General features: G+C 65.5%; 16 protein-coding genes. 9 read left to right on the plus strand and 7 right to left on the minus strand.

Features of this window, described 5'->3' with window-relative positions; all coding sequences use genetic code 11:
- Positions 1-20: 20 nt before the first annotated feature.
- A complete protein-coding gene (locus JQ572_RS24580; protein ID WP_211385416.1) occupies positions 21-791 on the minus strand; it encodes an exodeoxyribonuclease III in 771 nt (256 codons plus the stop codon).
- Between the two features lie 40 nt (positions 792-831).
- Here JQ572_RS24580 and JQ572_RS24585 point away from each other — a divergent pair, with 40 nt between their 5' ends.
- The gene (locus JQ572_RS24585; protein ID WP_211385417.1) at positions 832-1050 is read left to right on the plus strand and encodes a hypothetical protein; all 219 of its coding nucleotides are present in this window, start codon (positions 832-834) and stop codon (positions 1048-1050) included.
- A 12-nt stretch (positions 1051-1062) separates the two neighbouring features.
- Here JQ572_RS24585 and alr read toward each other — a convergent pair whose 3' ends face one another.
- Both alr and JQ572_RS24595 read right to left on the minus strand, forming a co-directional pair.
- Positions 1063-2337: an alanine racemase gene (gene alr / locus JQ572_RS24590; protein WP_211385799.1), complete on the minus strand. Its 1275-nt coding sequence runs from the start codon at positions 2335-2337 to the stop codon at positions 1063-1065.
- 46 nt (positions 2338-2383) lie between these two features.
- The gene (locus JQ572_RS24595; protein WP_211385418.1) at positions 2384-3889 is read right to left on the minus strand and encodes a replicative DNA helicase; all 1506 of its coding nucleotides are present in this window, start codon (positions 3887-3889) and stop codon (positions 2384-2386) included.
- A gap of 550 nt (positions 3890-4439) precedes the next feature.
- On the opposite strand from JQ572_RS24595, the gene JQ572_RS24600 reads away from it, so the two are divergent.
- The 4 genes from JQ572_RS24600 (at position 4440) to JQ572_RS24615 (ending at position 7129) form a co-directional block, all read left to right on the plus strand.
- Positions 4440-4646: a transcriptional regulator gene (locus JQ572_RS24600; RefSeq protein WP_211385419.1), complete on the plus strand. Its 207-nt coding sequence runs from the start codon at positions 4440-4442 to the stop codon at positions 4644-4646.
- Between the two features lie 270 nt (positions 4647-4916).
- On the plus strand, positions 4917-5945 hold the full coding sequence (locus JQ572_RS24605) for a hypothetical protein (protein WP_211385420.1): 1029 nt from the start codon (positions 4917-4919) through the stop codon (positions 5943-5945).
- 109 nt (positions 5946-6054) lie between these two features.
- Complete coding sequence (locus JQ572_RS24610) at positions 6055-6651, plus strand: TetR/AcrR family transcriptional regulator (RefSeq protein WP_211385421.1); 597 nt, start codon at positions 6055-6057, stop codon at positions 6649-6651.
- A 10-nt stretch (positions 6652-6661) separates the two neighbouring features.
- The gene (locus JQ572_RS24615; RefSeq protein ID WP_211385422.1) at positions 6662-7129 is read left to right on the plus strand and encodes a PaaI family thioesterase; all 468 of its coding nucleotides are present in this window, start codon (positions 6662-6664) and stop codon (positions 7127-7129) included.
- 113 nt (positions 7130-7242) lie between these two features.
- Here JQ572_RS24615 and rplI read toward each other — a convergent pair whose 3' ends face one another.
- The 4 genes from rplI to rpsF form a co-directional block, all read right to left on the minus strand.
- Positions 7243-7845 (minus strand): 50S ribosomal protein L9, encoded by a 603-nt coding sequence (gene rplI / locus JQ572_RS24620; RefSeq protein ID WP_211385423.1) that lies wholly within the window; start codon positions 7843-7845, stop codon positions 7243-7245.
- 49 nt (positions 7846-7894) lie between these two features.
- Positions 7895-8872 (minus strand): DUF2232 domain-containing protein, encoded by a 978-nt coding sequence (locus JQ572_RS24625; protein ID WP_211385424.1) that lies wholly within the window; start codon positions 8870-8872, stop codon positions 7895-7897.
- 215 nt (positions 8873-9087) lie between these two features.
- Positions 9088-9327: a 30S ribosomal protein S18 gene (rpsR, locus tag JQ572_RS24630; RefSeq protein ID WP_007592020.1), complete on the minus strand. Its 240-nt coding sequence runs from the start codon at positions 9325-9327 to the stop codon at positions 9088-9090.
- Positions 9328-9332: 5 nt separating this feature from the next.
- Positions 9333-9839, minus strand: a complete 507-nt coding sequence (rpsF, locus tag JQ572_RS24635; RefSeq protein WP_211385425.1) for a 30S ribosomal protein S6 — start codon at positions 9837-9839, stop codon at positions 9333-9335.
- 343 nt (positions 9840-10182) lie between these two features.
- Between rpsF and JQ572_RS24640 the strand changes: the two genes are divergently transcribed.
- The 4 genes from JQ572_RS24640 (at position 10183) to fabG (ending at position 13889) form a co-directional block, all read left to right on the plus strand.
- Positions 10183-10893, plus strand: a complete 711-nt coding sequence (locus JQ572_RS24640) for a TetR/AcrR family transcriptional regulator C-terminal domain-containing protein (RefSeq protein WP_211385426.1) — start codon at positions 10183-10185, stop codon at positions 10891-10893.
- Positions 10890-11915 (plus strand): fatty acid desaturase family protein, encoded by a 1026-nt coding sequence (locus tag JQ572_RS24645; protein ID WP_211385427.1) that lies wholly within the window; start codon positions 10890-10892, stop codon positions 11913-11915. The genes JQ572_RS24640 and JQ572_RS24645 overlap by 4 nt, the downstream gene beginning before the upstream one ends.
- Before the next feature lie 173 nt (positions 11916-12088).
- On the plus strand, positions 12089-13048 hold the full coding sequence (gene fabD, locus JQ572_RS24650; RefSeq protein WP_211385428.1) for an ACP S-malonyltransferase: 960 nt from the start codon (positions 12089-12091) through the stop codon (positions 13046-13048).
- 103 nt (positions 13049-13151) lie between these two features.
- Complete coding sequence (gene fabG, locus JQ572_RS24655; protein ID WP_211385429.1) at positions 13152-13889, plus strand: 3-oxoacyl-[acyl-carrier-protein] reductase; 738 nt, start codon at positions 13152-13154, stop codon at positions 13887-13889.
- The last annotated feature ends 117 nt before the right edge of the window (positions 13890-14006 follow it).

Genomic DNA, 14006 nt, shown 5'->3' on the forward strand with positions numbered 1-14006 from the left:
GCAGTATAGGTTCGTACAATCTATCTCAGCATGATCCACGCCGGCGCGTGATCGCTCGCGCCGTCCTCGCCGCGGACCTCCTTGTCGACGCCCGCTTTGGCCAGGCGTGAGACGAGGACGGGGCTAACCAGGAGGTGATCGAGCCGCAAGCCCGCATCGCGCGGCCAGCGGTTCCGCTTGTAGTCCCAGAAGGTGTAGATGCGCTTGTCCGGATGCAGCTCACGGATCGCGTCGCACCAGCCCTGTGAGACGAGCGAGGCAAAGGCCGCGCGGCTCTTCGGCTGGATCAGGGCATCCTTGTCCCACGATCGTGTCGGATAGATGTCGATCTTCGTCGGCGCGACGTTGTAATCGCCGGCGAGCACCACCGGCAGATCCTGCTTGATGAAGGTCCTGGCGTGGCGCTTGAGACGCGCGAACCAGTCGAGCTTGTAATCGAATTTCGGTCCCGGTTGCGGATTGCCGTTTGGCAGGTAGATGCTGGTGACGATGATTCCGCGCACCGCAGCTTCGATGTAACGGGCTTCGTGATCATCAGGCTTTCCCGGCAAGCGATCGCGCGTGAGAACCGGCTCGGCATTGCGGGCGAGAATGGCGACGCCGTTCCACGTCTTCTGTCCACACCACACTGCGCCGTAACCGGCCTTTTCGATGGCGGCCGCCGGAAATTCGCCATCACTTGCCTTCAACTCCTGAAGCGCGACGACGTCAGGCTTCGCCGTTCGCATCCACGCCAACAGATTGGGCAGGCGGCGATTGACGTTGTTGATGTTGAATGTCGCGATCTTCATGTAGAGCTACCGGCTCCTGCCTTCCGTCACCGGAGATACAATGTCCAGATTGAGCTTTGTCGCCATCGTCGTCACCGCTGCCTTCTCCGCAGCGGCTTCGGCACAATCGGCCGATCCGCGCGGCGCATGCAAGGCGGACTATGATAAATTCTGCGCCGGCCTCGCACCCGGAGGCGGGATCGTCGCCTGCCTCAATGGCAAACGCGACCAGCTCAGCGCGACCTGCAAGGCGGCCCTGGACAGCAGGAAAAAGAAGTAAGCGGCGAACAGCTCAGCTCAGCAGCGGCGGCGGCGGGCTCGCCGGCTGCTCGATCGGCGGCGTGGCGGGCGTCTGCTCGGCCACCGGCGCCGGACGTCCCAGCGGCTCGACCGCGTTGCCGCCCTTGTAGATACGGGCGTAGCGATGGCCGAGGCTGGTCAGCACCTCATAGCCGATCGTGCCGAAATGATGGGCGAGCTCGTCGACGGTGATGCCTTCGCCGAGCAGTGTCACCATGTGGCCGCGCCGCGCCGCGTTCGGGGGCAAATCGGTGATGTCGATCGCGATCAAGTCCATCGAGACGCGGCCCGCGACCGGGCAGCGCTTGCCGGCGACGATGACCTCGGCGCCGCGGGTGCCGTCATTGGAGCTGGCGGCGCGGAAATAGCCGTCGGCATAGCCGACCGCGATGATCGCGAGCTTGGTCGGCCGCCGCGCGGTCCAGGTGCCGCCATAGCCGACGCTCTCACCGCGCTCGACATTGCGGATCTGCACGATGCGCGCCTTCAGATCGACCACCGGCTGCATCGGATTGTCGGCCTCCGGCGTCGGATTGACGCCGTAGAGCGCTGCGCCCGGCCGCACCAGATCGAACTGGAAGGGCGCGCCGAGGAAGATTCCGGAGGAATTGGCGAGCGCCGCGGGCACGCCGGAGAATTCGCTGGCGATGCTGCGGAAGGCTGCGAGCTGCTTGGCATTGACGGGGCTGTTGAGCTGCTCGGCCGAGACCAGATGGCTCATCACCAGCGTGATGCCGTGATCGCCGGCATTGATGCGGGGGATGATGGCCTGCGCTTCCGCCAGCGTCAGCCCGAGCCGGTTCATGCCCGTATCGATGTGGATGGCGGCGCCGCCGGTCCAGCCGGTGCGGCGGCAGAACACGTCCCATTCGGCGAGCTCGTTGAGATCGCCGATCACGGGGCGGCAATTGATCTGGGCGTAGTGCTCGCCGGTGTTCTGGAAATGGCCGCCGAGCACGTAGATCGCCGGCTCGGGGACCGCGGCGCGCACCTTGCGCGCTTCCTCGATGGTCGCGACGAAAAAGGTCTTGCAGCCGGCCTTGTTCAGTGCGCGCGCGACCTGCTCGGCGCCGCAGCCATAGGCGTCGGCCTTGATCACCGCCGAGCATTCGGCCGGGACCGCCGTCTTCTCGAGCTTGCGCCAGTTGGCGATGATGGCGTCGAGATCGACGGTGAGCACGCCGCCGAAGCCAGCGAGTGCGGCTGCCTGATTGGCCTCCGCCGAGAGAAGGCCGGATTGAGGGATCATTTTCGGGTCGGACGCCATTGTCATGGCGCCGTTTTACGCAAGAGGCCGGTCCGGTTCAAGGAACTCAGTACTCGCTGCGATCCGGAATCTGGCCGTCATGCGCGAGGTCGCCGAAGCGCGTGACCGATGCGTCGAAGTGCAGCTCGACGGTGCCGGTCGGGCCATGGCGCTGCTTGCCGATGATGACTTCGGCGCGCCCCGCCGTGCGTTCCATGTCGGACTGCCATTTGGCGTGTTCCTCCGTGCCGGGGCGCGGCTCCTTCATGGCGAGGTAATATTCCTCGCGGAACACGAACAGCACGACGTCGGCGTCCTGCTCGATCGAGCCGGATTCGCGCAAGTCCGAGAGCTGTGGCCGTTTGTCCTCGCGCGATTCCACCTGACGCGAGAGCTGCGACAGCGCAATCACGGGGACGTTGAGCTCCTTCGCCAGCGCCTTCAGACTGGTCGTGATTTCCGTGATTTCCTGAACGCGGCTGTCGCTGGCGCGCTTGCCCGAGCCGGACAGAAGCTGGATGTAGTCGATCACGAGGAGATCGAGGCCCTTCTGGCGCTTCAGCCGGCGCGCACGCGCCATCAGCTGCGCGATCGACAGGCCGCCGGTTGCGTCCACATAGAACGGCAGCGACTGCAGCTCGATCGAGACCTGGCGGATCTTCTCGAAATCGGCCTCCGAGATGCCGCCGCGGCGGATGTGGGAGGAGGGGATGCCGGTGCGCTCGGCCACGATACGCGTGGCGAGCTGGTCGGCCGACATTTCGCAGGAGAAGAAGCCGATGACGCCGCCGTTGGCGGCCTTCATGGTGCCGTCGGCCTGTAGTTCCGGAACGTAGGCCTGCGCGACGTTGTAGGCGATGTTGGTCGCCAGCGACGTCTTGCCCATGCCGGGACGTCCCGCGACGATGATGAGGTCGGAGTGCTGCAAGCCGCCCATCTTGGTGTCGAGATCGCGCAGGCCCGTGGAGATGCCCGACAGCTTTCCGTCGCGCTGGAACGCCTTGGCAGCGAGATCGACCGCGACTGTCAGCGCCTGCGAGAATTTCTGGAAGCCGCCGTCGTAGCGGCCGGATTCCGCGAGCTCGTAGAGGCGGCGTTCGGCGTCCTCGATCTGCGCCCGCGGCGCAAAGTCGACCGGGGCGTCATAGGCGACATTGACCATGTCCTCGCCGATGCCGATCAGGTCGCGGCGCAATGCCAGATCGTAGATGGTGCGCCCATAATCCTGCGCATTGATGATGGTGGTCGCTTCGGCCGCGAGCCGCGCCAGATATTGCCCGATGGTCATGCCGCCGACATCGGTGTCGGCGGGCAGGAACGTCTTCAATGTCACCGGCGTGGCGATCTTGCCCATCCGGATCAGGCTGCCGGCGGTCTCGTAGATGGTCTGGTGCAAGGGCTCGAAATAATGCTTCGGCTCCAGGAAATCGGAGACGCGGTAGAAGGCGTCGTTGTTGACCAGGATCGCGCCCAGAAGGCTCTGTTCCGCCTCGATATTATGCGGCGCGCTCCGATAAGCGGGAGTTCCGGCTTCGGGCGCGAGTTTGAGAACGTTCGAATCAGTCAGGGCCATGGTCGAGCGATAGCAATTTTCTGGGGCGGATGCGGGGCCGGGATAAAGCGCCGCCTCGGCCCAAAGCGGAAGTGAAAGCTGGCTGCTATCAACCGATCATTAAAATGGTGGATGATTGGTCGCCGCAGCCCGCGCCGCGCTTGACGGGTTTTCGCGGAACTCGGGGCGCGGCCTGGAAGCGGCCGCAGCGGCGCCACGGAAAACTCCGGATGAAGTGAACCTAATGGATTGGCGGGCAGACGTATCGAGATGCGCGCGAAATGACGCACGCTGGGAGCTTTCGCCTCGCCTTCAGACCAGCAGGAGGTAGACCAGCGCAACCACGGCCGCCCCGACGCCGGTAACGATCAGGGCGTAATCGGTGCGGAGGTCGTCCTGCATGTCGAATGAGGTTTGGGTCTCTTTGCTCATGGCGACGGTCTAAGCCAGGCCCGACGAGACTTATGTGAAGCAGATCACATCTCCCCGGATTCTTTCGGGGGTAGTGCCGGAACAGGCAGGCGGGCAGGGAATTATCCCGTGATCCGCCAACGGCGAGACGAGGCAGGCGATGCGGCCAGAACGGCAGCCCCAGAATTGGCGGAGCGAGGCAGGCAGCCGGCTTTGGCTGTCGGGCCTGATCGCGGCCATGGAGCACGCCGAACGTCCCGAAATCCGGCGCCAGCCGGTCGCACCCGAGGTCATCGTGGAATTGCGCGCGCAACTGGCGTTAACAGCCTCTTTCCCCCTCTCCCAGATATCGACCCTGCGCCACTAGGCCATCATTCATCTGCGACCTTTCGTCTGAGCAGCCTCATGTGCGCCATGGCGTCGCGGGTGGAGCAGAAATCAGTTCACCATCGGGGCACTGGCGAGCCGTCATTGCGGTCTGCTATTGCGCTGTGATCACAGCCGATATTCCAAAAGCGCTTAATCACATCCTTGCGTGTGGAGCCTGCTTCCATTCGCGGCTCAATCCGCTAAAAGGTGACCCGCCGCCGCGCCTTCTGCCGGCCGGACCTCTCGGAATTCAATGGAGATGATGGGAATGTCGAGCCGAGCGCTCAGCCTCGCGACGGTGTTGCTTCTGATCGGCTTCGGTGCGACCGATGCCGCGCTTGCGCAGGCGACGAACCTCGAGGCCGGCAAAAGCCCGTCCCAGATTTTTGCGCAGACCTGCACTGCCTGCCACAAGAGCCCGCGCGGACTTCTGAAGTCCGTGGCGCCGGGTTCGCTGCCGGGATTCCTGCGCCAGCACTACACCACGAGCTCGGACATGGCGGGCGTCCTCGCCTCCTACCTCGTCTCCAACGGTGCCACCGACACCCGCTACCAGGCCAAGGACGGCGGCAAGGACGGCAAGGACAAGAAGGACGGCGCCAAGGAGAAGGAAGCGAGCACCAATCCTGCGCAGTCGCCTGAGCATCATGGCCGTCGCCAGCGCTCCCAGGAGGCCGCCAAGCCGGAAGGCGAGGCTGCTGTCGCCCCGGCGGCCGAGGGCGCGCGCCAGAAGCGTGCTGCGCGACCGAGCGAGGAGGGTGCCAAGGAAGCTGCAAAACCCGAGGGGCAAGCCACGCCGGAGGGCCGCAAGGCCAAGCGTCTCAGCAAGCGCGGCAAGCCCGAGACCGAAGAGGCGCCGAAGGCCGATGCCGCCACGCCGGCCACCGACGACAAGAAGGCCGACGACAAGAAGAACGAGTCCAAGCCCGAGACCGTCAAGCCCGAGACCGCCAAGGTCGAGCCAGGTCGCGATGAGGCCAAGCCCGACAGCGGCAAGGCATCGAAGCCGGAGAGCGCCAAGGTCGAGCCGCGTGGCACTGATACGCCGGCGCTGCGGCCCGATCCGGTGCCGCAGGTGACGCCGGCGCCGCCGGCAGCGGCCACTGCCGAACCCAAGCCTGCCGAACCCAAGCCCGCTGAGCTCAAGCCGGCGGAAGAGGCGGCTCCCAAGCCGGCCGCGCCCGCCGCCAGCTCCGAACCGGCAGCCAAGCCGCCGGAGCCGGCGCCGCCCGCGACTGCTGCGGCCCCGCCGCCGGCGGAATCTTCCGGACCGCCGGCGCCGCCGATCTCGCGGTAGGCCGCACCCCATTTTTATTCGACAAACGGAAGCCGCGCTCATCGCGGCCTCCGCATCATCTTGACCATGACTAGAGCACTGCTCTAGAGTAATGCTCCAGGAGGCGCCGATGACGGCGAGCGTGCGCGACGATCTGCTGGCGGCGGGGCTTTTCGTCTTCGACCGCGTCGGCTTCGAGGCTGCCACGGTGGCTGCGATCCGCGCCCGGGCGCGCGCCTCCAACGGCAGCTTCTTCCACGTCTTCGGCTCGAAGAAGGAGCTTGCCGGTGCGCTGTTCCTGGACGTGCTGCGGCAGTATCACGCCGCGATGCTGGCCGCGCTCGATCCTCTGCCTGACGCCGGGCAGGGCATCGATGGCCTGATCCGGGCGCATCTCGACTGGGTCGTCACCAGCCGGCGCCAGGCGCGCTATCTGTTCGATATCTCGCGCAGCGAATGGGGCGAGGACGTTCGCGACGCCCAGCGCGCGCAGAATGCGCGCCTTGCCGAAGGCATCGAGCGCTGGCGCGGGCCGCTGGTGGGGCGCGGAGAGCTTTTGCCGATGACGCCGGCGATGTTCGTCAGCCAGCTCATCGGTCCGGCGCAGATTTTTTGCCGCGCCTTCCTGTCGGGACGCGACCGCACCGATCCGCGCGCCGAGGCCGAGACGTTGATCGCCTGCGCCAGCCGTGCGCTGCGGCCACTCGATCGTATCAACACGCCGTGAGGAGAGGCCCATGCCAGCCGAAGCAGATCCCGAATTCGCGGCGGTAGCCGAGCGCATCCACGCCAATGTCGGCCGGCAGGGCTTTATGAACCTGGTCGGCGCCGAGCTGTCCGAATTGTCGCGCGGCACCTGCACGATCGCGGTCGAACGCCGGCCGGAGCTGCTGCAGCAGCACGGCTTCTTCCATGGCGGCGTCACCGCCTTCCTGGTCGACAACGCGACCACGATCGCGGCGGCCACTTCGCGCGGCCAGCCGGCACTGACGGCGGAATACAAGCTCAATCTGCTCTCGCCTGCGGTCGGCGAGAAGCTGATCTGCCGGGCAAGGGTGATCAAGCCGGGCCGTCAGGTCGCGGTGGTCGCCGCCGACGTGTACTGCGTCAGCGGCGGTGTCGAGAAGCACACGGCCACTGCGCTTGCCTCGATCGCGATGCTGAGCGAGGAGGCCGCCGCCAAAACGATCAGCCCGGCCGCCTGAGGCGGCCGGGCTGATCCATTTTCCGTCGTCATTGCCGGGCTTGACCCCAATCCATCTTCTTGAGCAAGGCTCTTTTGATGGATGCGCGGGTCAAGCCAGCGCATGAGGCGTATTTACTTCTCGGTCTCTGCCGCCGGAGCCGGCTCGACGTCGTCGTGCTCGGCTTCCGGATCGAAGAACTCGCCTGCGGCGGCGATCGCTTCGGCAGCCGCGTCGCGGTCTTCGTTGCGGGTCGAGATGTCCTCGCCGCGGTTGATGCGCTCGGCCTCGTCCTGGCTGCGCGCGACGGTGACACTGATCTCGACCTCGACCTCGGGGTGGACCGCAACCGTGATGGTGTGCTTGCCGATGGTCTTGATCGGCGCGTCGAGCTGAACCTGCGGGCGGGACAGCGAAACGCCGTCGGCTTCGAACGCCACGACGATGTCACGCACGTTGACCGAGCCGAACAGCTGGCCGGCTTCCGAGGCCTGCCGGATCACGATGATGTTCTTGCCCTGGATCTTCTCGGCGACCTTGGACGCCTCGCCCTTGGACTGGAGGTTGCGAGCCTCGAGCTCGGCCTTCATGCCGTCGTACCTGGCACGGTTGTCGGCGGTGGCGCGCAGGGCCTTGCCGCGCTTGAGCAGGAAATTGCGGGCATAACCGTCGCGAACCTTCACGACTTCGCCCATCTGACCGAGCTTGTTGACGCGTTCCAGCAAAATGACTTCCATATTCGTTCTCCTTTGAAGTGTTGAGTGAGTTGGATTTTCGGACTTGAACTCAGGGGGTCGGCAGCGGCGGTGGCTGGCGCATACGCAGGAAGCGCTCGCGGAAGCCGAACACGGCATCCGCAAGGCCGAGGATGACCATTGCAATGACGGGCCAGCCGAAAAAGACGACGACGGCGTAGGTCGAGCCGAGCCAGAAGGTGCGGCTTTTCAGTGCCAGCGTCAGCGTATGCAGCACGGCAAAGCCGGTCAGCGCATACCCCATCATCAGCGCCGCCGTGGTGATCTGCGCGACGATCGCGAGCAGTCCGCCGGTGAAGCAGAGGGCGATCGCGATGCAGAGCGCGACGAGCGTCATCGGCGGCAGCTCCGCCGTCATCAGGTCCGGCCAGGGACGTCGCAGCCGCCCCGACGTCGCGGTCACCTTGGCGCTGAGCCAGAGATTGAGTGTCAGCGTCATCATCGCGACGATGGTGGCCGCGGCCGGTGCGATATTTACCAGCGCGTCGACGAACTGGCCGGCTTCGCCGGAGGCCTGCGGGTCGGCGGTACGGAGGAGGCGCATCAGGCCACGTCGCAGCGCGCCGGTGATGGTCTCGGCGTCGGTACCGAGCGTGAGCAGGGCGGCGATCGTGGTCAGCGTGGCGAAGCCCGCAATCCAAAGCAGGATGCGGCCAACCGGATACCACTCGAGCTCGGGTTCGGCCGGCGGCGCGGCGTCGGCGGCGGGCGCTGCGCCCGGCACCAGCCGGCTGAGCAGGACGAGATGGCCGAGCCACCAGGCCGGCAGTGCGACGGTGACGGCGAAGGCGATGCAGTAGGGCAGTCCGAACAGGGCGCCGAGACCGAGCGCGGCAGCGATGCCGCCGAGCGTCGCGCAAAGCGGTCCCCAGCCGATCGAGGCGACCATCAGCGGCAGCGGTGCGAGATAGAACAGGACGAGCGAGACCAGCGCGCCCGAAATGATCGAGGCGAACATCAGGGCCGACGCAGCGCCGGCGATCAGGGCTATCAGTCCAAAGGCCATCATCAGCTGTCCCGCTCCCTTCGAGCGGTTAGAGGCGTCTTGCCCCAACCATCGGCGACCGGACGACCCGGAAGCCTTATGAAACTCAAGCATGATCCGGAAAAGTGTGCAGCGGTTTTCCGAAAAGATCATGCTCAAACGACAACCCAAAGCGCGATGATGATTCATCGCGTTTTGGAGTGCGGCCGGCGGCGATGTCGTCGCCGGCCGGGTTCGTCTTAGCGAATGACGTAGGGCAGCAGGCCCAGGAAGCGCGCGCGCTTGATCGCACGGGCGAGCTCACGCTGCTTCTTCGCGGACACCGCGGTGATGCGGCTCGGCACGATCTTGCCGCGCTCGGAGACGTAACGCATCAACAGCTTGGAGTCCTTGTAGTCGATCTTCGGAGCGTTCGCGCCCGTGAAAGGGCAGCTCTTGCGACGACGGAAAAACGGACGGCGTGCACCAGCTTCAGCCATTGATCTTACTCCGCATCCGGCGTTGAGGTTTCAGCTTCGTCGCGCGGACGGCGCGGACCGCGGTCACCGCGGAAGCCACCACCGTCGCGATCGCCGCCACGGAAACCGCCTTCGCGGTCGCCACGGAAGCCACCGCCTTCGCGATCACCCCGGAAGCCGCCGCCACGGTCGTCACGCTCGCGGTCGCGGTCGGCCTTGCGCATCATCGCGGACGGGCCTTCCTCGAGTTCTTCGACGCGGACGCTGAGATAGCGGATCACGTCCTCGCTGATGCGCTCCTGGCGCTCGATCTCGGCGATCGCGGCGGACGGCGCGTCGATGTTGAGCAGCACGAAGTGCGCCTTGCGGTTCTTGTTCATGCGGTAGGTGAGGGAGCGCACGCCCCAGTTCTCGGTCTTGGTGACCTTGCCGCCGAGACCCTCGACGATGCCGGTCATCTGCGCAGTCAGCTCTTCGACCTGCTGCGTGCTCGCGTCCTGACGCGCGAGAAAAACATGCTCATAGAGAGCCATGGTGGTCCTTTCCTCATGTTGGCGCATCGCCCGGCGTCAAGCCCTTAAGAGGCCTTCGGAAAGGACTCTGGGATTAAGCTCAGAAGGCGGAAACACGGGACGACGGGCCGACTGGCCCTGCCACACCAAAATCACGAATGATTTGCTGAGACCGTCCGTTCAGCTCCCGGCCGGGGTCTGCGGTTGCGCGCCTTATACGGATTTTGGCCGACTTGGCAAGGATGCAGGCGGCTATTCGCCCGGACGGTTCCCGTCCAACGGCATTGGGCCGGTCCTTTCATACCACAATCCAGCTTGATCTATTTGTTTGTATGTCATACAAATAAACGAGCAAGAGGGCTCCATGGCGGAAAAGTCGGTTCATGAGCCGTTTGAGGCGGCTGGCGACCCCAAGCATACCGCGCGCGCCACGCGCTCGGCAGGCCGCAAGATGCGGTCGCTGCTGCTGGATGCCGCGAGCCCGATGTTCCGGGAGCGGGGGCTGTCGGGCACCGCGATCACCGACATCGCGGCCGCTGCAGACGCCTTCCCGAGCCAGATCACCTATTACTTCCGCACCAAGGAGGCGCTGTTCGTCGAATGCGCCTGCCGCGAGCTGCTGTATCTGGCGCGAAAGACGGAGCAGGCGGCGCTGAAGGCGCGCACGCCACGGGAATACACCCATGCGCTGGCCGAGACCGTAACGGCGAGCGATTCTGTCGCTTTCTTCGCCGAAGCCCTGACATTGACACGGCGGCGCCAGGATCTCGCACCGCTGGTCGAGCGCACCATCGAGCGTCTGCACAGCGAGGGCGCGCGGGCCTATGCCAGTCAGGTGGAGCGGCACGGCTGGCGCTCCCTGCGTGCGCCCGACGAAAGCTCCCGGCGGTTCTGGGCCGTCGCCATCGGCATCATCCTCGAGGGTTACGCCATGGGCCGTTCGCCCGAGGAGCTCTGTGCCGAGATGCTCCGCGTGCTCGGCGAGCAGGCGAAATCCGTCGGCGACGCCGCGCGCCTGCGCCTCGTCGACGCGCACACTGCATCAAGCAATTCGAACGAGGAGGGTAGGCCATGACCGCGCTTCGCATGCGTGCCCGTGATTTCCTGACCGACGATCAGCTCGCCGACGTGCGCCGGCGCGTGACGTGGAAAGGTGTCGCACTGATCGCCCACGCATGGGCATTGATCATCGGTGCGATCGCACTGGTCGCGTGGTGGCCAAATCCGGTCACCTATGTTCTCGCCGTCGCCATCATCGGCTCGCGCCAGCTTGGGCTCGCGATCCTGATGCATGACGGTGCGCATGGTTGCCTGTCCGCCGACGAGAAGACCAATCTGGCCCTGAGCCAGTGGTTTTGCGCCTATCCACTCTTCGCGGAGACGCGAAGCTACCGGCGCTATCACCTTCAGCATCATGCGCGCACCCAGCAGGAGGACGATCCTGATCTCGTGCTGTCGGCGCCGTTTCCGATCACGAAGCTGAGCTACCGCCGCAAGTTCATTCGGGACATCACCGGGCAGACCGGCTACCAGCAGCGAAAGGCGCAACTGCTCAATGCGCTCGGTCCGAAGGACTGGTCGTGGCGGCAGCGCGCGGCGCATTTCCGGGAGCAGCTCGGGCCGCAATGCCTCGTCAATGCGGCGATGTTCGCAGCGCTTGCGGCGGCCGGTGTGTGGTGGGCCTATCCGCTGCTATGGCTGGTGCCGCTGCTCACATGGATGATGGTCATCACCCGCATCCGCAACATCGCCGAGCACGCCGTCGTCCCCGACAGCAGCGATCCCCTGCGCAACACCCGCACCACTTACGCCAATTTTCTCGAGCGCCTGTTCATCGCGCCGTATTGCGTGAACTATCACCTCGAGCATCATCTCTTGTTCTACGTGCCCTGCTACAATCTGCCGAAGGTGCATCGCCTGCTGAGCGCGAGCCGGCACGCCGGCCGCATGGAGGTGCAGCCGGGCTATGCGGCCGTGCTGCGGCTTGCGACGGCGAAGCCGAACCGCGACGACCGGCCGGGTCAACTGGTGAACAGCGCACGCCGCGCGCAGGCCGGGTCGGAGGTCGATGCCAACCAGACCGCCGGCGGATTTTAAGGGGTCGCGTTCCCGGTTGAATGCCGGTCGAAGTTCCCATCTTGGCTTGACAGTCCGACCCCGGACAGTGTCTACGGCCCCCTTTGGAGCATGATCCGGAACCATGGCCTAAGGCCGTGCGTAATCGGCTGCCGGTTCTCGCAGAGATCACGCCCGACAAGCAGGGAGCGCCGATGACGGCTGCATTCACATTTCCAGGGCAGGGTTCCCAGGCGGTTGGCATGGGCAAGGCTCTCGCCGACTCATTTCCGGTGGCGCGCGCCGTGTTCGACGAGGTCGATGCCGCGCTTGGGGAGAGGCTGACGGCGACCATCTGGGAAGGCCCGGCCGAAACCCTTCAGCTCACCGAAAACGCCCAGCCGGCCCTGATGGCGGTGTCTGTTGCCACATTGCGTGTGCTTGAGGCTGAAGCCGGTTTTTCCGTGGGGCGGGACGCGACCTTCGTCGCTGGCCACTCGCTCGGTGAATACTCGGCGCTGGCTGCGGCCGGCAGCCTGACGATTTCCGACACCGCGCGGCTGCTTCGCACTCGCGGTCTCGCAATGCAAAAAGCGGTGCCGGTCGGCGCCGGCGCGATGGCCGCTCTGCTCGGCCTCGACTACGAGGCCGCCATGGAGGTCGCGCACGAGGCGGCGCAGGGGCAGGTCTGCCAGGCCGCCAACGACAATGGCGGCGGGCAGGTGGTCGTCTCCGGCGACAAGGCCGCGGTCGATCGCGCCGTCGAGATCGCCAAGACCAAGGGTGCCAAGCGCGCGATGTTGCTGCCGGTGTCCGCGCCGTTCCATTGCAAGCTGATGCAGCCGGCTGCGGACGCGATGGCCGAGGCGCTGGCCAAGGTTACGATCAGGGCGCCGGCGGCGCCGCTGGTGTCGAACGTGCTGGCGCGCGCGATTACCGATCCCGACGAGATCCGCCGCCGTCTGGTCGAGCAGGTCACCGGCACTGTGCGCTGGCGCGAGTCGGTCGCCTACATGGCGGGGCAGGGCGTCACCCGTTTCTTCGAGATCGGCGCCGGCAAGGTGCTGACGGGACTCGTCAAGCGCATTGCGGACGGTGCCGTCGGGGTTGCGGTCGGCGGGCCGAACGACATTGCCGCCGCCAGGGATGCATTGGCCGCTGCGAAGCAGGGCTAACGCGCGATGGTTCGTCATCGCGCTTCAGTTCTTTAAGTTTGCGCACGATCTTTCCGGACAACTTCTGCACGCTTTTCCGGATCGTGCTTTGAAGGAGTTATCGATGTTCGATCTGACTGGCAAAAAGGCGCTCGTCACCGGCGCAACTGGCGGCATCGGCGGCGCGATCGCGCAGGCGCTGCACGCGCAGGGCGCCACCGTAGCGATTTCGGGCACGCGGAAGGAAGTGCTGGATGAGCTTGCCGGCAAGCTCGGCGAGCGTAGCCATGTGCTGCCCTGCAATCTCTCCAAGGCGGACGAGGTCGAGGCGCTGGTGCCCGCCGCGGAAGCTGCGATGGGACAGGTCGACATCCTCATCGCCAATGCCGGCATCACCCGCGACAACCTCTTCGTGCAGCTCCGTGACGAGGACTGGGATGAGGTCATCAACGTCAATCTGACTGCGACCTTCCGCCTCGCGCGCGCCGCGACCAAACTGATGATGCGCAAGCGCTTCGGCCGCATCATCGCCATCACCTCGGTGGTCGGCGTCACCGGCAATCCCGGGCAAGGTAATTATACGGCCTCGAAGGCGGGCCTGATCGGGATGATCAAGACGCTGGGTGCCGAGTACGCCAAGCGCGGCGTCACCGCGAACTGCATCGCGCCCGGCTTCATCAAGACGCCGATGACCGATGCGCTCAACGACAAGCAGCGCGAAATGATTCTGACCAAGGTTCCGGCTGCCCGCCTGGGGACGCCTGAGGACATTGCGGCGGCCGCCGTCTACCTGAGTTCGAACGAAGCTGCCTACGTCACCGGCCAAACCATCCATGTCAACGGCGGCATGGCCATGATCTGACCCATGATCTGACGCCTCGCTCCGCGCCGCCCCTCGGGGCGGGCCGGATGCGGCAAACGGCCGTTTCCGGAGCGAAATGAGGCTTGTAGTCAAGGCAATTGAAGTATGATAACCGGA

The sequence above is a fragment of the Bradyrhizobium sp. SZCCT0153 genome, from assembly GCF_018129995.1.
Taxonomy (GTDB): domain Bacteria; phylum Pseudomonadota; class Alphaproteobacteria; order Rhizobiales; family Xanthobacteraceae; genus Bradyrhizobium; species Bradyrhizobium japonicum_G.